Origin of the sequence: Sphingomonas sp. T1 (genome assembly GCF_902506585.1) — a bacterium.
In the GTDB taxonomy this organism is placed as follows: Bacteria; Pseudomonadota; Alphaproteobacteria; order Sphingomonadales; family Sphingomonadaceae; genus Sphingomonas; species Sphingomonas aerolata.
Genome location: NZ_LR733875.1, coordinates 1,126,467 through 1,148,334 on the forward strand (window position 1 = coordinate 1,126,467; position 21,868 = coordinate 1,148,334).

The 21,868-nt window shown below is 67.6% G+C and carries 22 protein-coding genes and 1 tRNA gene; 10 read left to right on the forward strand and 13 right to left on the reverse strand.

Features of this window, described 5'->3' with window-relative positions:
• Positions 1–80: 80 nt before the first annotated feature.
• Both GV027_RS05020 and GV027_RS21375 read left to right on the forward strand, forming a co-directional pair.
• Entirely contained in the window at positions 81–1,817 is a 1,737-nt protein-coding gene (locus GV027_RS05020; protein WP_159511164.1) for a M1 family metallopeptidase, read from the forward strand.
• Positions 1,814–2,134, forward strand: a complete 321-nt coding sequence (locus GV027_RS21375; protein WP_236559050.1) for a hypothetical protein — start codon at positions 1,814–1,816, stop codon at positions 2,132–2,134. The genes GV027_RS05020 and GV027_RS21375 overlap by 4 nt, the downstream gene beginning before the upstream one ends.
• A gap of 30 nt (positions 2,135–2,164) precedes the next feature.
• On the opposite strand, the gene GV027_RS05030 is transcribed toward GV027_RS21375, so the two are convergent.
• From GV027_RS05030 to GV027_RS05060, 7 genes are all read right to left on the reverse strand, one after another.
• Complete coding sequence (locus GV027_RS05030; protein ID WP_236559051.1) at positions 2,165–2,800, reverse strand: DUF4198 domain-containing protein; 636 nt, start codon at positions 2,798–2,800, stop codon at positions 2,165–2,167.
• Positions 2,801–2,926: 126 nt separating this feature from the next.
• Complete coding sequence (locus GV027_RS05035) at positions 2,927–4,057, reverse strand: calcium:proton antiporter (protein ID WP_201302573.1); 1,131 nt, start codon at positions 4,055–4,057, stop codon at positions 2,927–2,929.
• Between the two features lie 203 nt (positions 4,058–4,260).
• Positions 4,261–5,526: an ATP-dependent Clp protease ATP-binding subunit ClpX gene (gene clpX / locus GV027_RS05040; RefSeq protein WP_031396414.1), complete on the reverse strand. Its 1,266-nt coding sequence runs from the start codon at positions 5,524–5,526 to the stop codon at positions 4,261–4,263.
• 108 nt (positions 5,527–5,634) lie between these two features.
• The gene (locus tag GV027_RS05045) at positions 5,635–6,324 is read right to left on the reverse strand and encodes an ATP-dependent Clp protease proteolytic subunit (RefSeq protein ID WP_031396413.1); all 690 of its coding nucleotides are present in this window, start codon (positions 6,322–6,324) and stop codon (positions 5,635–5,637) included.
• Positions 6,325–6,439: 115 nt separating this feature from the next.
• Entirely contained in the window at positions 6,440–7,366 is a 927-nt protein-coding gene (locus GV027_RS05050; RefSeq protein WP_159511165.1) for a glycosyltransferase family 2 protein, read from the reverse strand.
• A gap of 211 nt (positions 7,367–7,577) precedes the next feature.
• Positions 7,578–9,221 carry a trigger factor gene (gene tig, locus GV027_RS05055; RefSeq protein WP_056405482.1) on the reverse strand — a complete coding sequence of 548 codons (1,644 nt, stop codon included), beginning with the start codon at positions 9,219–9,221 and terminating at the stop codon, positions 7,578–7,580.
• 69 nt (positions 9,222–9,290) lie between these two features.
• Positions 9,291–9,375, reverse strand: a tRNA-Leu gene (locus GV027_RS05060).
• 123 nt (positions 9,376–9,498) lie between these two features.
• Here GV027_RS05060 and GV027_RS21175 point away from each other — a divergent pair.
• Genes GV027_RS21175 through GV027_RS05070 form a run of 3 tightly spaced genes read left to right on the forward strand, consistent with a single transcriptional unit; the run spans position 9,499 to position 10,604 of the window.
• Positions 9,499–9,654 (forward strand): hypothetical protein, encoded by a 156-nt coding sequence (locus GV027_RS21175; protein WP_166747620.1) that lies wholly within the window; start codon positions 9,499–9,501, stop codon positions 9,652–9,654.
• Positions 9,655–9,656: 2 nt separating this feature from the next.
• Complete coding sequence (locus GV027_RS05065) at positions 9,657–9,875, forward strand: hypothetical protein (RefSeq protein WP_031438971.1); 219 nt, start codon at positions 9,657–9,659, stop codon at positions 9,873–9,875.
• A gap of 42 nt (positions 9,876–9,917) precedes the next feature.
• Positions 9,918–10,604 carry a retropepsin-like aspartic protease family protein gene (locus GV027_RS05070; RefSeq protein WP_159511166.1) on the forward strand — a complete coding sequence of 229 codons (687 nt, stop codon included), beginning with the start codon at positions 9,918–9,920 and terminating at the stop codon, positions 10,602–10,604.
• A gap of 251 nt (positions 10,605–10,855) precedes the next feature.
• Here GV027_RS05070 and gatB read toward each other — a convergent pair whose 3' ends face one another.
• From gatB to gatC, 4 genes are read right to left on the reverse strand one after another with little or no spacing between them, the layout of a single operon-like run.
• Positions 10,856–12,337, reverse strand: a complete 1,482-nt coding sequence (gene gatB, locus GV027_RS05075) for an Asp-tRNA(Asn)/Glu-tRNA(Gln) amidotransferase subunit GatB (protein WP_159511167.1) — start codon at positions 12,335–12,337, stop codon at positions 10,856–10,858.
• Complete coding sequence (locus tag GV027_RS05080; RefSeq protein ID WP_031438974.1) at positions 12,334–12,753, reverse strand: hypothetical protein; 420 nt, start codon at positions 12,751–12,753, stop codon at positions 12,334–12,336. The genes gatB and GV027_RS05080 overlap by 4 nt, the downstream gene beginning before the upstream one ends.
• On the reverse strand, positions 12,744–14,228 hold the full coding sequence (gene gatA / locus GV027_RS05085) for an Asp-tRNA(Asn)/Glu-tRNA(Gln) amidotransferase subunit GatA (protein ID WP_159511168.1): 1,485 nt from the start codon (positions 14,226–14,228) through the stop codon (positions 12,744–12,746). Before gatA ends, GV027_RS05080 begins: the two co-directional genes overlap by 10 nt.
• Complete coding sequence (gene gatC, locus GV027_RS05090) at positions 14,228–14,530, reverse strand: Asp-tRNA(Asn)/Glu-tRNA(Gln) amidotransferase subunit GatC (protein WP_031396405.1); 303 nt, start codon at positions 14,528–14,530, stop codon at positions 14,228–14,230. Before gatC ends, gatA begins: the two co-directional genes overlap by 1 nt.
• Positions 14,531–14,657: 127 nt before the next feature.
• Here gatC and GV027_RS05095 point away from each other — a divergent pair, with 127 nt between their 5' ends.
• The 5 genes from GV027_RS05095 to GV027_RS05115 all read left to right on the forward strand — a co-directional run bounded on the left by GV027_RS05095 (position 14,658) and on the right by GV027_RS05115 (position 20,111).
• Entirely contained in the window at positions 14,658–15,767 is a 1,110-nt protein-coding gene (locus GV027_RS05095) for a DUF3089 domain-containing protein (RefSeq protein WP_159511169.1), read from the forward strand.
• Complete coding sequence (gene ruvX / locus GV027_RS05100; RefSeq protein ID WP_159511170.1) at positions 15,764–16,231, forward strand: Holliday junction resolvase RuvX; 468 nt, start codon at positions 15,764–15,766, stop codon at positions 16,229–16,231. Before GV027_RS05095 ends, ruvX begins: the two co-directional genes overlap by 4 nt.
• A gap of 43 nt (positions 16,232–16,274) precedes the next feature.
• Positions 16,275–17,828: a hypothetical protein gene (locus tag GV027_RS05105; protein ID WP_159511171.1), complete on the forward strand. Its 1,554-nt coding sequence runs from the start codon at positions 16,275–16,277 to the stop codon at positions 17,826–17,828.
• Positions 17,829–17,910: 82 nt separating this feature from the next.
• A complete protein-coding gene (locus GV027_RS05110; protein WP_031438980.1) occupies positions 17,911–18,897 on the forward strand; it encodes an aspartate carbamoyltransferase catalytic subunit in 987 nt (328 codons plus the stop codon).
• Positions 18,894–20,111: a dihydroorotase gene (locus GV027_RS05115; protein ID WP_159511172.1), complete on the forward strand. Its 1,218-nt coding sequence runs from the start codon at positions 18,894–18,896 to the stop codon at positions 20,109–20,111. Before GV027_RS05110 ends, GV027_RS05115 begins: the two co-directional genes overlap by 4 nt.
• A 31-nt stretch (positions 20,112–20,142) precedes the next feature.
• On the opposite strand, the gene GV027_RS05120 is transcribed toward GV027_RS05115, so the two are convergent.
• Together GV027_RS05120 and GV027_RS05125 are read right to left on the reverse strand one after the other, a co-directional pair.
• On the reverse strand, positions 20,143–21,438 hold the full coding sequence (locus GV027_RS05120) for an SPOR domain-containing protein (RefSeq protein ID WP_159511173.1): 1,296 nt from the start codon (positions 21,436–21,438) through the stop codon (positions 20,143–20,145).
• Between the two features lie 19 nt (positions 21,439–21,457).
• Positions 21,458–21,832 (reverse strand): hypothetical protein, encoded by a 375-nt coding sequence (locus GV027_RS05125; protein ID WP_236559308.1) that lies wholly within the window; start codon positions 21,830–21,832, stop codon positions 21,458–21,460.
• Positions 21,833–21,868: the final 36 nt, after the last annotated feature.

The following is a 21,868-nucleotide window of genomic DNA, read 5'->3' on the forward strand; positions in this document are numbered from 1 at the left end:
CTCCGTCACACCGTGCCGTCCTATCACGGGTGCGCCTATCGCTCTTGTATCGATCCGAACGCCGCGCGAGAACGCGCCGCATGATCCCGCGCCTCCTCCTCGCCGCCAGCTGCACCGCGCTGCTCGCCATCCCCCCGGCCTCCGCGCAGCTGCCGCGCAAGGGCGAACCCGCGATCACCGCGCAGACGCAGCGTTCGGGGGGCGTGCTCACTCCCGAACAGACCGCACTGCAGTTCGACCATGCCGATCTCGCCTTCGAGGTACTGCCCGATGCGCAGCGGCTGAACGGCGTCGCAACGCTGCGCTTCACCGCGCGGGCGCCGGTCGCGCGGTTGCCGATCGATCTCGACCGCAACCTGCCGGTGACCGCCATCGCGATCGACGGCGTCGCGCTGCCCGCCTCTGCCTGGACCAATCCGGAGGGGCGGCTGACGATCACGCTGCCCCGGCCGGTGCCGGCGGGCGGCAAGGTGACCGCGACGATCACCTATGGGGGCACGCCGCATGTCGCGGTGAAGGCGCCGTGGGACGATGGCATGGTCTGGTCGAAGACCCCCGACGGGCGCACCTGGTTCGCGACGACGGCGGAGGGCTATGGCTGCGACCTGTTCTGGCCGTGCCTCGACTTCCCGACCGGCGAGCCTGCGCTGGTCGATCTTCACATCACCGTGCCCAAGGGGCTGAAGGCGCCATCAAACGGCGTGCTGGTCGGCGTCGACGCGTTCGCCGACGGCCGCACCACCTGGAACTGGCGTGCCAAGCACCCCAACACCTACGGCATCGCGCTCAACGTCGGGCCGTATGAGGAGGTCCGCGGCACCTATAAGAGCCGCTTCGGCAACAGCATTCCGATGTTCTACTGGTATCTGCCCGGCGAGAAGCCGCAGGCGGAAAAGCTGTTCGCCGAATTCGCCCCGACGCTCGACTTTTTCGAGAGCATGATCGGCCCCTACCCGTTCGGCGACGAGAAGCTGGGCGTCGTCGAGACCCCGCACAAGGGCATGGAGCACCAGACGATCAACGCGTACGGCAACGACTATGCCAAGGCGCCCGAGGGGTTCGACTGGCTGTTCCAGCACGAGTTCGCGCATGAATGGTTCGGCAACCAGCTGACCGCCGCCAACTGGGACGATTACTGGCTGCACGAGGGCTATGGCACCTACATGCAGCCGCTCTATGGCCAGTGGCGCGAGGGCCGCGCGCGCTATGCGACGATGCTGCAGGGTGAACGCGGGGCGATCATGAACCGCATGCCGATGACCCAGCAGCGCATCACCACCGAGGAGGAGGTGTACGAGCTCGACAAGGGCGGCGCCGGGCAGGACATCTACAACAAGGGGTCGTGGATGCTGCACACGCTGCGCGGCCTGATCGGCGACACCGCCTTTTTCGACGTGACGCGCCGCGCGGTCTATGGCCGCCCCGATCCGAAGCCGGGTAACTTCACCCCCCGCTTCGGCTCGACCAGGGAATATGAGGCGATCGTCCGCCGCGTCACCGGCAAGGACTATGGCTGGTTCTTCGACGTGTATCTTCGCCAGGCGGCACTGCCCGAGCTGATCGAGACACGCACCGGCACCACGCTGACGCTGGCGTGGAAGGTGCCGGGCAATGGCCGCTTCCCGCTGCCGGTTGAGGTGCAGGTCGACGGCAAGACGCGGACGCTGCCGATGACGACGGGTACCGCGACGCTTGCCGTGGCGAAGGGCGCGCATGTCGTGATCGACCCCGATGCGCTGGTCCTGCGCCGGAGCATCGCACTCGAGGAGGTGGCCGCATGGAAATCCGCACAGGCAGCGAAGGCGAAACCGCAATGACCGACGCATCCCCGGTCCCTCGCGAAAGCGGAGGCCCAGCAGCCGCAACCGTCGCCGCGCCCGATCCTGGGCTCCTGCGTGCGCAGGAGAACCTGTGGCCCGCCCGCGCCACGGAGATGGCGGCGATCTTCATGGTCGGCGACGGGCTGCTCGGGCTGCTCCAGCCGCGGCGCCACGTCGATCTGTGGAAGGAGGACGCGCTCGGCACCGAGGCGCTGGTCCAGCCGTTCGTCGACCGCCCGGGCCGCCGCCGCCTCTATGCCGTCGTCCAGATCGCCGCGGGCCTCACACTCGCCGCCCGGCAACGCGCGCGCTGACGCGACCGGCGGCGAAGCCGGCGCGCGGTCTCAGGGGAGCGTGAAGCTGGTCGTCGTGATCCGGTGGAGCGTCGTCACCGGCCCACGCGGCAGGTTATGCTCGGTCATATCCTTGGCGGCGGCGGACAGCAGATAGCGGCCCTTCTCGACGAGCGGCGGCGTGATCGCCCCCGCGCCATCGGTGACCAGCTCGGTCGAGACGCGCGTCGGCGAGATCAGCGTGACCTTCGCGCCCGCGACCGGCTTCCCCTCGCGCGTTAGGACGAAGCGCGTCCCGTTCGCGGTCGCGGGTGCGATCTCGAACGGCAATTTGGTGCGCGGATCGGCACGACCGGCGCGCGCGTAGTAGATGATGCCCTCGCGCTTGCCCGGATCACCCCAAGGCGCGAACACGTCATCGTCCCAGACATGCACGTCGCCCGCGGGCAGTTGCGCCTCGAGGAACCCGGCCTTGCGAACCAGCGCAGGCGCGGCGGGCGCGACGATTCGCGGCGTCTTCAGATTGGCGAATTCGGGATCGCCGCCCGCGGGCATCGGTTCGGCGGGCTCGCCGAGATAGATCCGCGCGGGTCCTGCCCCGTCGCGCTCGACCCACACTTCATGCGCATCCGCCGCGCCTGCTGCCATCAGCGCGAGCATCGCCGCGCCCATCCATGCCGTCTTCACATCCGCTCTCCCGCTTATTGGGTCGAAACCCGCTGAGGCGATGCTAATGCAAGTCACTCGCGGATACCACCCCAGCCGTCGTCCTGAAGAAAGTCAGGATGACGGAGTGGGTGACGGATACGCTTCCTAGGGCACGACCGTCGTGAACAGATAGGCGGCGAAGATCACGAGGTGGAGGACGCCCTGCAACACGGTCGTGCGTCCGGTGCCGAGCGACAGCGTCGCCACGAACAGCGACAGCGCAAGCAGCGTCATCCCCTTGGCGTCGATCCCCAGCGCAAGCGGCAGGTCAAGCACCAGCGAGACGATCGCGACGCTCGGGATCGTCAACCCGATCGTCGCCAGCGCGGAGCCCAATGCAAGATTGAGGCTGGTCTGCAACCGGTTGCGCCGCGCCGCCTTGTACGCGGCAAGACTCTCGGGCGCGAGCACCAGCGCGGCGATCACCACCCCGACGACTGCGAGCGGCAGGCCCGCGCCGAGCACGGCGGCCTCGATCGTCGGTGACAGCGTCTTGGCCAGCAGGACGACCGACACCAGCGCGGCGAGCAGCATGCCGAACGCGATTCCCGTCGCGCGCTGCGATGGCGGGGCGGCGTGCGCGTGCGTCTCAAGGTCCTCGGCGGAGGGCAGGAAATAGTCGCGGTGACGGACCGTCTGGACCAGCACGAACGTACCGTAGAGCACCAGCGAAACGATGGCGACGAACACCAATTGCGACGGCGCATAGGTCGGCCCCGCCGTCGACGAGGTGTAGTTGGGCAGGATCAGCGACAGCACCGACATCGCCGCCAGCACGCCCAGCGCCGCGCTCATCCCCTTCAACGTGAAACGCTGTTCGTGATGCCGCACCGCGCCCGCGAGCAGGCAGAGCCCGATGATGAAGTTGAGGATGATCATGATCGCGGCGAACACGGTGTCGCGCGCGAGTGCCGCGGCGTCGCCGGCATCCGACAGCATCAGCGACACGATCAGCGACACCTCGATCACCGTCACCGCGATCGCCAGCACGAGCGTCCCGAACGGCTCGCCGACCTTGTGCGCGATGACCTCGGCATGATGGACCGCGGCGAGCACGCTGGCGATCAGCACCACGATCGCCGCCGCCGTCCCGATCGACCCCATCTTGGCGAGGCCGAAGAGCACCGCGACGAGCCCCAAGCCGGGTGCGATCAGCGTCCAGACCGGCAATGCCAGCCGGTCCGGCATCGTCTCCACCACCGTTACCTTCGGTTGTTCAGCCACTTCGATCGTCATGCGGTCTCCCTCGTTGCACTAAGACAACGAATGCCCGACGCCCCGATAAGGGTCCGTCCCGCTGACGATCCACCGCCCACGCGGCCGCGAACGCACGCCCCGTCATCCTCACGTTCGTCAGGATGACGGACAATGAAGCGCCTTCCCGGAAAAAAAAGGGCGCCGATCGCTCGACGCCCCTTCCTCACCGGTATCGCCGCGGATCAGGCCGCGTCGCCGGCCTTCTTCTTCTCGGCATAGACGCGGATCGGTTCCTTGCGGCCCTCGATCACGTCCTTGTCGATCATCACCTCGTCGACGCCGTCCATGCCGGGCAGGTCGAACATCGTGTCGAGCAGGATGCTCTCGAGGATCGAGCGAAGCCCGCGTGCACCCGTCTTGCGTTCGATGCCCTTCTTGGCGACCGAGACGAGCGCGTCGTCGGTGAAACCGAGCGCGACGTCCTCCATCTCGAACAGCTTCTGGTACTGCTTGACCAGTGCGTTCTTCGGCTCCTTCAGGATCTTCACCAGCGCGTCGACATCGAGATCCTCGAGCGTCGCGATCACCGGCAGACGACCGACGAACTCGGGGATGAGCCCAAACTTGAGCAGATCCTCAGGCTCGACCGACTTCAGCGTCTCGCCCGTCTTGCGCTCGTCCGGCCCGGCGACATAGGCGCCGAAGCCGATCGACTTGCCCTGCAGACGATCGCCGATGATCTTTTCGAGACCCGAGAACGCGCCGCCGCAGATGAACAGGATGTTGGTCGTATCCACCTGCAGGAATTCCTGCTGCGGATGCTTCCGACCGCCCTGCGGAGGCACCGACGCGGTGGTGCCTTCCATCAGCTTGAGCAGTGCCTGCTGCACGCCCTCGCCCGACACGTCGCGCGTGATCGAGGGATTCTCGGCCTTGCGGCTGATCTTGTCGATCTCGTCAATATAGACGATCCCGCGCTGCGCCCGCTCGACGTTGTAGTCGGAGGCCTGGAGCAGCTTGAGGATGATGTTCTCGACATCCTCACCGACATAGCCGGCTTCGGTCAGGGTCGTCGCATCGGCCATCGTGAACGGCACGTCGAGGATGCGCGCGAGCGTTTGCGCGAGCAGCGTCTTGCCGCAACCCGTCGGCCCGACGAGCAGGATATTCGACTTGGACAGCTCGACATCGGCACCCTTGGCGCCGTGGTTGAGCCGCTTGTAGTGATTGTGCACCGCCACCGACAGGACGCGCTTGGCGCGCTTCTGGCCGATCACATAATCGTCGAGGACGTCGCAGATCTCCTGCGGAGTCGGCACGCCGCCGTCCTTCTTGGACACCAGCGCCGACTTCGTTTCCTCACGGATGATGTCGTTGCACAGCTCGACGCACTCGTCGCAGATGAAGACCGTCGGCCCGGCGATCAGCTTGCGCACCTCGTGCTGCGACTTGCCGCAGAACGAGCAATAGAGGGTGCTCTTCGAGTCGCCACCGCTCAGCTTCGTCATTCAATCACCTCTCGCGCATGTCGGTGCGCGTGCCGTTTCCGGGGCGGTCATCGTAACGCACCCCGGATATCCTACAATCAAATAAACCCGCCAGGCTTACGATTCGCCTTATGCAGGCTTCGCCGCGTCGTCCGCGGGGGCGGGACGCTTGTCGAAAACCTCGTCGACCAGACCGAAATCCTTCGCTTCGTTCGCTTCGAGGAAGGTGTCGCGATCCATCCGGCGTTCGATCTCCTCGATCGGCTGACCGGTATACTGCGAATAAAGCTCGTTCATCCGCTTGCGGATGCGCAGGATCTCGCGCGCCTGGATCTCAATGTCACTCGCCATGCCCTGTGCACCGCCCGATGGCTGATGGATCATGATCCGTGCGTTGGTCATCGCGACGCGCATGCCGGGTTCACCGCTCGCGAGCAGGAAGCTGCCCATCGAGGCGGCCTGGCCGATGCACACGGTGCCGACGCGCGGACGGATGTACCGCATCGTGTCGTGGATCGCCATGCCCGCCGTGACGACACCGCCCGGCGAGTTGATGTACATGAAGATGTCCTTCTTCGGGTTCTCGGACTCGAGGAAGAGCAGCTGGGCGGTGATCAGCGAGGCCATGCCGTCCTCGACGCCGCCCGTCACGAAGATGATGCGCTCGCGCAGCAGGCGCGAGAAGATGTCGAACGAGCGCTCACCGCGGTTCGACTGCTCGATAACGATGGGAACAAGGCCTGCTTGCGTCTGCTGCAGGCCGAGCCCGGCGCTGGCCAACGGGCTCGCGAAATCGCCGGTCTCGAACGGATTGTGCATGGAAATCTCTCTTATGCCCCAGTGAACCGCCAACATCGGCGCTCGCACGGGGGAGTTCAAGCCCTGCTACCCGTCAGGAGAACCACCTACCCCCCGCCCCTTCCGGGAACGGGAGTCAGACGCCAGGCGCGGGGTAGGCCAGGTAGGCCAGCCGCCGCACCTCGCGGCGGCCGCGGACGACGGTGTCGAGGATCAGCCCGGTAAAGACGTTCAGCGCGGCGAAGATGCCGAGCCCGGTGATCAGGATCGCGGTCGGGAAGCGCGGCACCTGGTGGATTTCAAGATAGGTCAGCACCAGCGGGATGCCGAGCAGCAGCGCGAGCAGCGCGAACGCCCCGCCGATCGCGCCGAAGAACCACAAGGGCCGCTCGATCCGGTACAGCGTCATGATCGTCCGCAGGATCCGCCAGCCGTCGGCATAGGTGCTCAGCTTCGATTCGGACCCCTCGGGGCGCGCGAAATAGGGCGTCTCGACTTCGCCGATCGGCATCTTGAGCTCGAGCGCGTGGACGCTGATCTCGGTCTCGATCTCGAACCCCGCCGACAGCGACGGGAAGCTCTTCACGAACCGCCGCGAGAAGACGCGGTAGCCCGACAGGATATCGGTGAAGCTGCGCCCGAAGAGCCGCGCGAGCATGCCCGTGAGCAGCGCGTTGCCGAAGCGGTGTCCGCGGCGATAGCTTTCCTGGACCTGGCTGATCCGCGAGCCGACGACCATGTCGAGCTGCTCGTCGAGCACGCGCGCGACCAAAGCCGGCGCGGATGCCGCGTCATAGGTCGCGTCGCCGTCCGCCATCACATAAATGTCGGCATCGATATCCGCGAACATCCGCCGGACGACCGCGCCCTTGCCCTGGATCCGCTCGGTCCGGACGACCGCGCCAGCCGCGCGCGCGACCGCGACCGTGCGGTCGGCGCTGTTGTTGTCGTAGACGTAGATCGTCGCCCCGGGCAGCGCGTCGCGGAACCCCGCTACGGTCTGCGCGATCGCGGCCTCTTCGTTGTAGCAGGGCAGCAGGACGGCGATTCTCGGTTCGGTCATGCCCTGCCCTGTACAGTCGAAGACGGCGTAACGATCAACGCGTCTTCCAATCAACGCAAATCCCCGGCGGCGGCAGGGGCCCAGTTGGGGAAGGTCCATAACGAAGCTTTGCGCGCCGTCACAGCAACCTTTCCAACTGGACCCCGGCCTCCGCCGGGGAAGTGGCCCGAAAACGGGGGGAGTGCCTCAGCGACGAGGCACTCCGATCGGCTTACGCCTCGGTCTTGGTCGCCGCCTTCTTGGCGCGCGGCTTCTTGGCCGGCGCGTCGGCAGCTTCGGTGCCCTCGGCATTTTCAGCCGCGACCGGCGACGATTCCGTTACCGCCGTCTCAGCCTCGACCGGAGCCGCCTTCTTCTTGGCGGGAGCCTTCTTCGCAGGCTTGGCCTCGTCCGCGGCGTCCGAAGCGGGCGCCTCGTCCGTCACCGCTGCGTCGTCGGCAGGTGCTGCCTTCTTCTTGGCGGCGGCCTTCTTCTTCGGCTTGTGGTTGTCATGGTCATGCACGTGCGTGCCGCTGGCGAAACCGTCCTCGCTCTCGATCGCAGCTTCCAGCTCCTCGCGGGTCGCTTCGCGGTCGGTGATTTCGGCCTTCTCGAACAGGAAGTCGACGACCTTGTCCTCGTACAGCGGCGCGCGCAGCTGGGCGGCGGCCATCGGCTCGGACTGGACATACTGCATGAACTGCTGGCGCTGCTCGGCGGGATACTGCTGCGCAGCCTGGGCGAGCAGACGCTGCATTTCCTGGTTGGAAACCTCGACGCCGTTCGCCTGGCCGATCTCGGACAGGAGCAGGCCGAGGCGCACGCGACGCTCGGCGATCTTGCGGTAATCGTCGCGCTCGCCTTCCATCTCGGCCATTGCTGCCTCGGGATCGGCTTCGTGCGTGGCTTCGTGCTGGAGCTGCGACCAGATCTGGTTGAACTCGGCTTCCACCATCGACGGCGGAACCTCGAAGTCATGACCCTCGGCGAGCTGGTCGAGCAGCTTGCGCTTCATGTGCGTGCGCGTGAGCCCGTTATGCTCCTGCTCGATCTGACCCTTGAGCAGGCCCGAAAGCTGCTCGAGGCTCTCGAGACCCAGCGATTTGGCGAGATCCTCGTCGATCTTGCTCTCGCCCGCGGTCTTGACCGACTTGACGGTGATGTCGAACGTCGCCGGCTGACCCGCGAGCGACTTCTCCTGATACTCCTCGGGGAAGGTCACGTTCAGGACCTTCTCCTCGCCGGTCTTCACGCCGACGAGCTGATCCTCGAAACCGGGGATCAGACGCCCGGCACCGAGCTCGACGCCCATGTCGGTGCCGGTGCCGCCGTCGAACGCGACACCATCGGCGGTCTTGCCGACGAAATCGACGGTGACGAGGTCGCCCATCGCCGCGACGTAGTCGTCAGCGGCGTCGTCCCACTTCTTCTGCTGGTCGGCGAACTTCTGGAGCTGCTCGGTGACCGCCTCGTCGGCGACGGGCACGGTCAGGCGCTCGAGCTTCAGGCCGTCGATCGCGGGTGCGGGGACCTGCGGCAGGACCTCCATCTCGACCTTGACGACCGCGTCCTTGCCGAGGTCATAGCCGTCTTCCAGCTCGACCGACGGCTGCATCGCGGGACGCAGCTGCTTTTCGGCGACGAGGCTCTGCACGCCTTCCTGGATCGCGGCGTTCAGCGCGTCCTGCGTCAGCGCGGGGCCGTGCATCTTGCGGATGAGGTTTGCCGGCACCTTGCCCGGACGGAAGCCCGGCATCTTCATCTGCGGCGCAAGGCGCTTCAGCTCGACATCGACCTTCGAATCGATATCCTTCGCAGTGATGGTGAGGGTGTAGGCGCGCTTGAGGCCCTCGTTCAACGTCTCGACAGTCTGCATGTCCGGCCTTTGTCTAAAAGAGCATTCGGGAAAAATTCATCTGGCGGTCGCCCCGCCAGTGCGGCGGAGTGGTGCGGGCGAAGGGACTCGAACCCCCACATCTTGCGATGGCAGGACCTAAACCTGCTGCGTCTACCAGTTCCGCCACGCCCGCACAGGACATCGCCGTAGCGGGCGCGTCTATACCAACGTTGTATCCCGGGGCAAGCACGCAAGGTAAGTCGGTGGGCAACTCGATACGATCGTGCGCGTTGATGCAGAAGAAGGAGAGAGCATCATGGCTACCCAACCCCCAGCAGAATTCCCGACGCCCTCGTCGCCTGCCGAGCCGACGACGCCGCCGCCGGAGTTCAATCCACCCGCGCCGGACATCGACGTTCCCGATCCGGGCGCGCCCTCGACCGATCCCGCCCCCATCCAGCCAGAGTTCTGATCATGGCCGATCCCCATGCGGGCACCAATCCCGAAACCCGCCCCGAGGACCGTGACGCGGACACGCGCAGCGACATCGAGCAGGCGGTGCAGTCGCGCTCCGACGCGGTCGAACGCGGCGAAGGCGGCGACGAGCCCGAGACGTTCACCAAGACGGGCATGCCCGACGGCGTCGGCGGCACCGGCGGCGTGATCAAGAACCAGGATTCGGACGCGCAATAAGCCGCGCCGGTCAGCAACCATAAATGCGGGGGTGGATAGCAGATGCTATCCACCCCCTTCTTGCAGGAACCGCCCATTCCCACGCCCGCCAGCACCCCGCTTTTCGGGCTGCTCCCCGACCTGGCCCAGCATCAGACGCTGTACGTGGCACTCGGGGTCGCGGTGCTGGTCTTCGTCCTTGCGCAGCGGATCCCGATCCTCCGGACGCTCGTCAATCTCGTGATGACGCTGGCGCTGGTCGGCCTGCTGTTCGTCGCGATCGGCCAGCGTAGCCAGTTCGATCCCTATCTCGGCAAGATCGCCAAGTTGCTGCGGATCGAGGACCAGACCGTCGTCGGTGGCGAGGTGCGGATCCGCATGTCCCCCGACGGTCATTTCTGGGCGCGGGCGCGGATCGACGGGGTCGAGCGCCGGTTGCTGATCGACAGCGGCGCGACGATCACCGCGATTTCGACCAAGACGGCCGACGCCGCGGGGATCGATGCGCGGACGAGCGTGGTGCCGATCGTCCTCCAGACCGCGAATGGTGCGATCCCCGCGCAGTCGGGCCGGATCGGCGAACTGAAGCTCGGCGCGATCGTCGCGCGCGACCTTCAGGTGGTGGTGTCGCCGGCGTTCGGCGACACCAATGTGCTGGGGATGAACTTCCTGTCGCGACTCGCATCGTGGCGGGTCGAGGAGAATGTGCTGATCCTGGTGCCGCATCATCCGCAGAAGGTGGCGGCGTAACGCGGAGCTGAGAGCCTCCACCCCGGCGAAGGCCGGGGTCCAGTTGGGAGGCCGGGGTAACGGGACTCAGCGCCTGATCAGCAACGTCTGCCAACTGGACCCCGGCCTACGCCGGGGTGGTGCCGAGGGGGAAGTTACTCTTTGGTTCTTCGTTCCCCCGCGGAGGCGGGGGCCCAAGAGTCCAGCAGCGTCGCGCGCGGTTACCCTGGACTCCCGCCTTCGCGGGAGAACAGAGGCCGGGAGAACAGGCCCTACGGCGCCACCGACTCCCCGAGCGCGGTCTTCAGCACCTCGTTCACCACCGCCGGGTTCGCCTTGCCGCCCATCGCCTTCATCGTCTGCCCGACGAAGAACCCGAACAGCTTGTCCTTGCCGCCGCGGTAATCCGCGACCTTGTCCGCGTTCGCGGCCATCACCTCGGCGATGACCTTCTCGATCGCGCCCGTATCGCTGGTCTGCTTCAGCCCGCGATCCTCGACGACCTTGGCCGCGCCGTCGCCGGTCTCGAGCATCACCTCGAACACCTGCTTGGCAAGGCTGCCCGACAGCGTACCGTCGGCGATCAGCCCGAGCAGTTCGGCTGCCTGCGCCGGCGACACCGGCGAGTTGGCGATGTCCCTGCCGGTCCGGTTAAGCGCACCGAACAGCTCCGACGTCGTCCAGTTCGCCGCCGCCGCCGGCTTCACGCCCGCATCGAGCAACGCATCGAACCAGCGCGCCGCCTCGACTTCGGCGGTCAGCACGGTCGCCTGATAGGCGGTGATGCCGAGCGCCTCGTACCGCGCGCGCTTCGCGTCGGGCAGTTCGGGCAGCGACGCACGGCATTCCTCGAGGAACGCGTCGTCGAGCACGAGCGGCAACAGGTCGGGATCGGGGAAGTAGCGGTAATCATGCGCGTCTTCCTTCGACCGCATCGACCGCGTCTCGTTGCGATCGGGATCGTAGAGCCGCGTCTCCTGCACGATCTTGCCACCGGCCTCGAGCACCTCGACCTGACGCCTGGCCTCCTGCTCGACCACCGCCATCACGAAGCGCACCGAATTGACGTTCTTCGTCTCGGTCCGCGTGCCGAGCTCGTCGCCGGGCTTGCGCACGCTGACATTGACGTCGGCGCGCATCGAGCCCTCTTCCATATTGCCGTCGCACGATCCGACATAGCGCAGGATCGACCGCAACTTGCGCAGGTACGCGCCCGTCTCGGCCGGCGATGCGAGATCGGGCTTCGACACGATCTCCATCAGCGCCACGCCCGAGCGGTTGAGATCGACATAGGACTGAGTCGGATGCTGGTCGTGCATCAGCTTGCCCGCATCCTGCTCGACATGGATGCGCTCGACGCCGATCCGCTTGCCGGCCGCATCGGGATTCTTCTCGTCGAGGCTGATGTCGATCGCGCCTTCGCCGACGATCGGATGATAGAGTTGGCTGATCTGATAGCCCTGCGGCAGATCGGCGTAGAAATAATTCTTCCGGTCGAACCGCGACCATTTGTTGATCTGCGCCTCGATCGCCATGCCGGTGCGCACCGCCTGGCGGATGCACTCGCGGTTCGGCACCGGCAGCATGCCGGGCATCGCCGCGTCGACGAGGCTGACCTGTGTGTTGGGCTCGGCCCCGAACGCGGTCGCCGCGCCCGAGAACAGCTTGGCGTTCGACGTCACCTGCGCATGGACTTCGAGGCCGATCACGACCTCCCACTCGCCCGTGTCGCCCTGAATGCGATAGTCGCTCATATCCGGTTCCGATGATGAATATAGTTGATCGCGGTCAGTGCCGCGTTGCTGCCGAGCAGGCCGACCACCCAGCATGCCGAAAGAATACGCAGGATCGCGCCCTCGAAACCGAGCACCAGCGCCTCGTGATGCGCGGCCGCGGCGGCACCGCCGGCCAGCACCAGGAACACCGCGCCCAGCCGGTAATCGCCGCGCAGGATCACACTGTTGCCGACGCACAGGCACAGGATGAACACCGCGAGCCCGAGAAAGAAGCGCGCGAGCACGGCGTGATCGAACGGCCGGTTGTCGATCTCGGTCAGCGACACGCCGACATAGGCGCTGAGGATCGCCCCGAACGCGACGTTGAGCGCGTTCTGCGCTTCGCGCAGCACGGCGACGTTGCGCGTGACGAAGGCGCGATCGGTTACCACCACGCCTCGGGCCGGGCAGTGAACCCCGCCCGCTGCTCGATCGCGAGCCCGGCGTTCAGCACGCCCTGCTCGTCGAGCGGCTTGCCGATGATCTGAAGCCCAAGCGGCAGCCCCTGCTTGTCGAGACCACCCGGCACCGACATCGCGGGCAGACCCGCGAGCGACGACGGCACGGTGAAGACGTCGTTCAGATACATTGCGATCGGATCGGACGACTTTTCACCAAGCGCGAACGCCGCCGATGGGGCGGTCGGGGTGAGCAGGACGTCGCACGTCTCCCACGCCTTTTCGAAATCGCGCGCGATCAGCGTCCGGATCTTCTGCGCCTGCGTATAGTACGCGTCGTAGTAGCCGGCCGACAGCACATAGGTGCCGATCATGATGCGGCGCTTCACCTCGGGACCGAAGCCGTCGGCGCGGGTCGCGGCGTACATGTCCTGCAGCCCCGAGCCCGCGGGCAGGTCGCGGATGCCGTAGCGCACGCCGTCATAGCGCGCGAGGTTCGACGACGCCTCGGCTGGCGCGATGATGTAATAGGCGGGCAACGCATATTTGGTGTGCGGGAGCGAAACCTCGACGATCGTCGCGCCGGCGTCCTTCAGCCAGTCGATGCCCTTCTGCCAGAGCGCCTCGATCTCCTCGGGCATGCCGTCGACGCGGTATTCCTTGGGGATACCGACGCGCAGGCCGGCGAGGCTGGCCGACAGACCCGCTTCCCATTTCGGCACGTCGAGCTGGAGCGAGGTGCCGTCCTTCGCATCGAACCCGGCCATCGCCTCGAGCAGGATCGCACAGTCGCGCACGTCGCGCGCCATCGGCCCAGCCTGGTCAAGCGACGAGGCGAACGCGATCGTCCCCCAGCGCGAGCAGCGGCCATAGGTCGGCTTGATGCCGCTGATGCCGGTAAAGGCGGCGGGCTGGCGGATCGAACCGCCAGTGTCGGTGCCGGTCGCGCCGGGGCAAAGCCGTGCGGCGACCGCCGACGAGGAGCCGCCCGACGACCCGCCGGGTGCGAGCGCGGCGTTGCCGCCGTCGTTGCGCTTCCAGGGTGAGATCACGTTACCGAACGCGGAGGTCTCGTTCGACGACCCCATCGCGAACTGGTCCATGTTCAGCTTGCCGAGCATCCCCGCGCCCGCATCCCACAGATTCTGCGAGACGGTCGACTCATAGGTCGGCGTGAAGCCTTCGAGGATATGGCTCGCCGCGGTCGTCGTGACGCCCTTGGTGCAGAACAGGTCCTTCATGCCGATCGGGACGCCGGCCAGCGGCTTGAGCGTCTCGCCGGCGGCGCGCGCGGTATCGGCGGCGGTGGCGGCGGCGATCGCATGGTCGGGCGTCTCGACCAGGAACGCGTTGAGCGCCTTGGCCTGGCTCACCTTGACGATGAACGCGTCGGCGACGTCGCGCGCCGAAAAGCTGCCGTCGCGCACGCCGTCGCGGATGCCGGCGATGCCGAGATCGGTAAGGTCGGTCATTATTCGATCACCTTGGGCACGGCGAAGAAGCCGTGCTCTGCCACGGGGGCGTTGGCCAGGACCTGCTCGCGGATATTGCCGCCGGTCAGCGGATCAGCGTTGACGACGTCGTCGCGCAGCCGCAGCGTGTTGGGGATGACGGCGGTCATCGGCTCGACGCCGGTCGTATCGACCTCGCCCAGCATCTCGATCCAGCCAAGGATGTTTCCGAGTTCCGGCGCCATGCGGGCGGCGTCCTCGTCGGTGATCGCGATGCGCGCAAGGCTCGCGATCCGCTTCACGGTTGCAGTATCTACGGACATGGCGCTCGGCTAGCACCGCGCGGCGCGAGCGCGCAACACCCTTCGTGTTCCCCCGCGGAAACGCACCCGTTGCAACCGCGCCGCGCATGCGGCACGGGGACGCCACCGCCTGCACGGAAGGTCCCGCTTGGCCCGCAAGTTTCTCTATTTCGTTACCGCGATGATCGTCCTCGCGATCGCCGCGCTGCTCGCCTATCGCCTGTACGGGACCGAGCTGATGCGGATCGCGATGGTCCCGAGCGAGACGTTCCAGGCGCAGCGCAAGGCGCCGGCGAACATCTATGCGCGCAAGATCCTGTGGCTCGCGCGTCCGGATCGTCCCGGCAATCCCGCGCTCTGGACACCCGAAGGCTATGCACCCGGCACCCCGGGAACGGGCGCGGCGATCTTCTTCATCCACCCGACCTCGTACATCAGCCGCGACCACTGGAACGCGCCGATCGACGACCCCGAGACCAATGCCCGTGCCGAACTGTTCCTGCGCGGCCAGGCGAGCGCGTTCAACGGCGCGGGCGACATCTGGGCGCCGCGCTATCGCCAGGCGACCTTCGGCGCGTTCCTGACCAGCGAGGCCGACAGCGAACGCGCGCTCGCGCTCGCCTATGGCGACGTCACGGCCGCGTTCGACCGGTTCCTCAAGGAAGCCGGCCCGACCCGCCCGATCATCCTCGCCGGACACAGCCAGGGCGCGCTCCACCTCACCCGGCTGCTGCGCGACCGGATCGCGACCGACCCGAAGCTGAAGGCGCGGATCGTCGCCGCCTATGTCGTCGGTTGGCCGGTCTCGCGCGTCACCGACCTGCCGCGGATGGGCCTGGCCGAATGCCGCACCGCCGACCAGACCGGCTGCATCCTGTCGTGGGAAAGCTTTTCCGAGCCCGCCGATCCGTCGCTGGTCGTCGAGACCTATGACCGGACCACGGGGTTCGACGGGCAGCCGCGCAAGGGCACGCCGATGATCTGCACCAACCCGCTGACCGGCACCGCCGATGCCAGCGCGCCCGCGACCGCCAATCTCGGCACGCTCGTACCCTCCGCCGACCTGTCGAGCGCGACGCTGTCGGTCGGCAACGTGCCCGCGCGCTGCGGCGACCGGGGTATCCTGCTGATCGGTGAGGGCCCCGATCTCGGGCCTTACGTGCTCCCCGGGAACAACTACCACGTGTACGACTATCCGCTGTTCTGGGCGAATGTGCGCGCGGACGCCAACCGCCGTCTTGCGGCGTTCACGCGATGATCACGCTTTCCCCCGCGCAGTTTCGCGATGCGCTCCCGAATGGCGGGCGGCTGATCGGCCTCGACGTCGGCACCAAGACGATCGGCACCGCGCTGTGCGATGCGGGCTGGTCGTTCGCGAGCCCCGCTTTGCTGATCCGCCGCACCAAGTTCCAGAAGGACAAGGCCGCGCTCTCCGAGATCATCACCGCGCAGAAGGTCGTCGGGCTCGTCATCGGCCTGCCGATCAACCTCGACGGCAGCGAAAGCCCGCGCTCGCAATCGACGCGGGCGTTCGCGCAGAATCTGAAGGACATGGGGCTGCCGATCCTGCTCCAGGACGAACGCTGGTCGACCGTCGCGGTCACGCGCACGCTGATCGAACAGGACGCCAGCCGCGCAAAGCGCGCCGAGCTGGTCGACAAGATGGCGGCGGCGTACATCCTCCAGGGCGCGATCGACGCGCTGGTGACCGCGCAGATCTAGCGCGTTAACCGTGTCTTTGGAGGTTCCGTGGAAAAGCGGGCCGATGCCAAGGTCGACGATCACGCGACAGGACGCCCCGCCTCCCGGATCATGGTGGTCGACGCCGTGGTTCGCCGTTCTGATCAGCCTGACGCTCGCGGTGCCGCTGCTCCGGCCCGCGGTTGCGCCATTGATCGACATTTACGGGCATCTGGCGCGCTTCGCCATCGACGCCCGGATCGATAGCTCGCCCTATTTTCATCAATGGTTCGCAGTTCAGTGGCGCCTGTCGGGCAATCTCGGCATGGACCTGCTCGTCGCTGCGGCCGAACCCTTGCTTGACGTGGTCGAGACGACGAAGATCGCCTTGATCGCGGCGGCGGTGCTGACCGCGGCGGGTATGCTCGCCGTCGCGAAGGAAGCGCATGGGCGGATTCCGCCCAGCGCGTTCTTCGCGCTTCCGCTGACCTTTGGCATGCCGTTCCAATATGGCTTTCTCAACTACACGCTCTCGATCGCCTTCGCCTTTCCGCTGATCGCGCTGTGGATGCGGCTGGGTCGCGGCCGCCGCGATCGCCTGCGCACGGCGGTATTCCTGCCGCTTGGGCTGCTCCTGTGGGTGACGCATGTCGCCGGCTGGGGTGCGTTCTGCGTCGCGGTGTTCGCGATCGAGTTGGTGACCGCGCGTCGCGCCGGTCGAGGCTGGCCGCGCGCGATCTGGAGCGCCGGGCTGGCGTGCCTGCCGCTCGCCGTCCCGATCGTCATCATGCTGGCGCAGTCCGGCACGGCATCGGCAGGTGTCGCCCAGTGGTTTTCCTGGTTGCTCAAGCTGTTCTTTGTCGCTGCCATATTGCGCGACCAGCATCTCGGCTTCGACATCGCCAGCGTGATGCTACTCTATGGCCTCGTGCTCTGCGGGTTGCGGGGCGCCGGGTTTCGGATGGAAGCGCGGCTGGCCTGCGCCTCGGGGCTGCTGTTCTGCGTGTTCCTGCTGATGCCGGGAATGGTCATGGGATCGTCGTTCACCGACATGCGGCTGCTGCCCTGTGCGCTGGCTCTCGCGATCCTGTCGCTGTCGCCGACCACGACGAGCCACCGGCACCTGACCATGATCGCGATTGCTGCGCTCGCCTTCCTGGGCAGCCGGCTGGCGGCTCAGACCGTCAGCTGGGCGCGCCTCGAGGATCGCCTCCAGGACCAGCTTGCCGCGATCGACCATATCCCGCGCGGCAGCCGGGTCGTCGCGCTGGCTGATCTGCCGTGCGAGACGCAATGGACCAGTCGCCGCATGGATCATCTGGGGATGATGGCGATCGTCCGCCGCGATGCTTTCGTCAACGGGCTCTGGGACATCCCGTCCTCGCAGTTGCGCGTCCATCGGCCAGAGGCCGGCGGCTTTGTTTATGCCGGCAGCCAGGCGCTCTTTGCCCCCGGCTGCCGTTATGACGAAGGCTATGATCTGCAACGCGCGCTGGCCACGATTCCGTACGCCGCATTCGACTTCGTCTGGCTGATCGATACGCCCCGCGTGAAATGGCCGACCGACGCCCGGCTGCGCCTGGTATGGTCGACCGATCGCGGCGCCTTGTACCGGATTGTCCACCGCGCATCCGAATAGCGTCGGATCGAGGGCATCCGCCACGCTGACCGCAAAGCCAAACCTTGCCCCCGCCGCCGCAGCCCACTACCCAGCGCGCTTGATGCAACGTTCAGACCACCGCCCCGCCACCCTTATCGAGGGCGGCGCCGTCTTCCCGCACCGGCACCTGACCGGGATCGACGGGCTCCAGCCGCACGAGATCGCGTTCCTGCTCGACGAGGCGGAAACCTGGGTCGAGGCGAACCGCACCCATGCGACGCCCGACAAGCGGCTCGCCGGGCTCACGCAGATCAACGCCTTCTTCGAGAATAGCACGCGGACTTTGCTGTCGTTCGAGATCGCGGGCAAGCGGCTCGGCGCCGACGTCGTCAACATGCACGCCGCGCAGTCGAGCGTTAAGAAGGGCGAGACGCTGATCGACACCGCGATGACGCTGAACGCGATGCGCGCCGACGTCATCGTCATCCGCCACATGGCGAGCGGTGCGGTGCGGCTGATCGCCGACAAGGTCGACTGCCCCGTCCTGAACGCAGGCGACGGCCGCCACGAACATCCGACCCAGGCGCTGCTCGACGCGCTGACGATCCGCCGCCGGCGCGGATCGATCGCGGGGCAGCGCGTCGTGATCTGCGGCGACGTGCTGCACAGCCGCGTCGCACGCTCGAACATCCTCGCACTCACCGCGCTCGCCGCCGAGGTCCGGGTCTGCGCACCCTCGACGCTGATGCCTGCGGCGATCCACAAGATGGGGGTCACCCCGTTCACCGATTTCGATGCCGCGCTGGAGGGCGCCGACGTGGTCATGATGCTGCGCCTGCAGAACGAGCGGATGGACGGCGCGTACGTGCCCTCCACGCGCGAATACCGGATGCGCTACGGCCTGACGCTCGACCGGCTCGCGCGCGCGGCGCCCGATGCGCTGGTGATGCACCCCGGGCCGATGAACCGCGGCGTCGAGATCGATTCGGCGGTCGCCGACCATGCCCGCTCGGCGATCACCGAGCAGGTCGAAATGGGCGTCGCGGTCCGCATGGCGTGCCTCGACGTACTGACCCGCCGGGCGCGCGGCGTGGAGGGCTGGGCATGATCCTCGCGCTCACCAATGCGACGCATGTCTGCCCGGTCGGCGGCGTCAACAAGGGCAATCTCCTGATCCGCGACGGCGTCGTCGTCGCGACCGGGCTGGTCGAGATCCCCGCCGATGCGCAGACGATCGACTGCGCGGGCAAGACGCTCGCCCCCGGCATCGTCGACCTGGGCGTGGCGAAGATCGACCGGGCAGCGTTCCGCGCGGGCGGCATCGTCCGCGTAGGGCTGATGCCCGACCAGTCGCCCGTGCTCGACGATCCCGGCATCGTCCAGCGCGCCGCGCTGATCGGCAAGCCCGACCTGTGGATCCACCCGATTGCCGCCGCGACTCAGGCGCTGGCCGGGCATGACCTTGCCGAGATGGCGGTCTGCCTGTCGGCGGGCGCGCGCGCGGTCGGCACCGGCAAGGGCTGGATCGCCGACAGCGGCGTCATGCACCGCGTGCTCGCCTATGCGCGCGATCTCGACATCGCGGTCGTCACGCATGCCGAGGACGGCGGATTGACCGCGGGCGCCGTCGCGACCGCGGGCGAGACCGCGACCCGGCTTGGCCTGCCCGCCGCCCCCGCGATCGCCGAGGCGCTGGCGATCGCGCGCGACCTGATGCTGGCCGAGGACACCGGTGCCCGGCTTCACATCCGCCAGGTGACGACCGCCGCGGGCTTCGACCTGATCCGTGCCGCCAAGCGCCGCGGCGTTGCGGTGACCTGCGGCATCACGCCCGCGCATCTCCATTTGTCCGATATCGCGGTCAGCGACTTCCGCAGCTTCGCGCATCTCTCGCCGCCGCTCAGGAGCGAATCGGATCGCCAGGCGGCGCTGGCGGCAGTCGCCGACGGCACGATCGACGTGATCTGCTCCGCGCATGATCCGCGTGGGCCCGAGGAAAAGCGCCTGCCCTTCGCCGATTCGATCGCCGGGATGGCGGGGGCCGAGACGCTGCTGCCGCTCGCGCTGATGCTGGTGCGCGACGAACGGGTCACGCTGTCGCGGCTGTTCGCGCTGCTGAGCCGCAACCCGGCCGCGGTGCTCGGGCTCGACACCGGGACGCTCGAGGTCGGCAAGCCCGCCGATCTGCTGCTGTTCGACGATCAGGCGCCGTGGCAGATCACCGGCGACGCGTTCGCCGCCAGCGCGAACAACACGCCGTTCGACGGCCTGCCGGTGCAGGGCAAGGTGCTGCGCGTCTGGAAAGGCGGCCGCGAGATCTGACGGGCATCGCGCGCCGGATCTCGCCTGTCGTTCAGCGGGTCGCGACCTCGACGCCGCCGCCGCGCAGCCACTGCGCCATCTGGTCGCCGGCCCCCTGCCGGACGAAGCACGCGCCGCCGGTCGCGCGGTAACGCCGGCAGACCCGATCCGCCTCGTCGCGGCCGAACCCGCCGACTGAAAGGCGGTAATAGGCCTCGCCATTCGTCCTGAACGCCATGCCGTTGGGCTGGCGGCCGGAGAAGCCGTCGAAACGACGCGTCGCCTGGCTCCAGGCGGCCTTGGCGACGCCGGCATTGTCATAGGCGCCGATCTGGACATACCAGTCGCCCGTCCCCGCCGGGATCGCGCGCACGCCGCGTTGCGCACGCGCGGCGAGCACGGCGCCCTCGCTGCGGCTGGCGAGCATCGTCGGCGTGCCGCCGGGCAGGGCCTGGACGACCTCGCGCGGCGCGGCGAAGGTGATCCGCGACGGGGCTGGAGTCGATCCCGCTTCGGCCAGTGCGACGGGACGCGCGCTGCGTTCGACCGCGGCCAGCGCCTCGATCGGCGAGACCGTCGGCATGAGCGGTGCGCGGTTGAGCGCGAGTGCGGCGGGCTGGCCGGCATCGGCGATCGCGCGCACGCCGAGCAGGCCGGCGACCTGATCATACGACGTCGTCGGTTGTGCGAAACGGGCCCATTGTTCGAGCCTCGCATCGACCTCGGTCGGCGCGAGGTCGGCGGCGGCGACGACGCGCGCGGCCTGCCACTGGCCCGCCAGCGCGAGCGCGAGCGCCAGGTTCTGCCGGGCCTTCGCATTGCTTTCCGATGACCGCGCGACCTCGGTCAGGAGCCCGATCGCGCCGCCGGCATCGCCCGCCAGCGCCAGCGCGAGGCCACGATCGCTCGGCGGTATGATCGACGCGTTGCGTTCGAGCGTCTGCCGCGCGCCCTGCGTGTCGCCACCAGCAATCTGCGTCAGCGCCAGGTTGAGGGCCGCCTTCCCGTCCGCCGGCGACAGCGCCAGAACGTCGGCAAACCCCTGCCGCGCCGATGTGAACCGCCCCGCCTGGAGATAGCCCTGTGCGAGCAGCAGCCGATAGGCCGCCGATTGCGGCATCATCGCCACCGCCGCCTCCGCGAAATAGACCGCGGCGCCGCCATCGTGCCGGGCCAGCGCGACCTCGGCACGGTGCGCGTTCACCGCGCCCGCCTTGGCCTCGAGATCGGCGTTGCGATCGCTCGCCGAGGCGAGGCCGCGGCCGGTCTCGCCCGCGCTGCACCCGACCATCGTGCCGCCCAGTACAAGGGCCGACAGCCCCATCGAAAGAAGGATTCGTGTCGTCATCGGCTATGATCCCACCGGTTCATTTCGGGGCCCTGGTCACGGGAAGCTGCGCAACGAGCGCGTCGACCTCGGGCAGATTTTGAAGAAAGGCATCGAGCGCGAGCGTCACGAGGTGCTGCGACGAATGCCGCGTCATCGCGCTCGCGAGTCGCAGCCGGACATGACGATCGCTGTCGAGGCGGAGCGTGAAGGCGGCCTTGCCGGTGCGCGTTCTGGCTGCGCTCTCGCGCGCGATCCGGCGTGCGGTCGCAACCGTCACCGACGCCATAGGAGCGGCATCATCCTCGACGGGTTCGGCCGTGGCGGTACCCAGCGCGAGCGGCCGCATCGCCGGGCGGGCGTCGCCCTTGCGCGCCAGCAGCGACGCCGACAGCGAGCCCAGCGGCTTCGGCACGTCGGCCGATTCGGGATGCGACTGGACGGGCGGGCG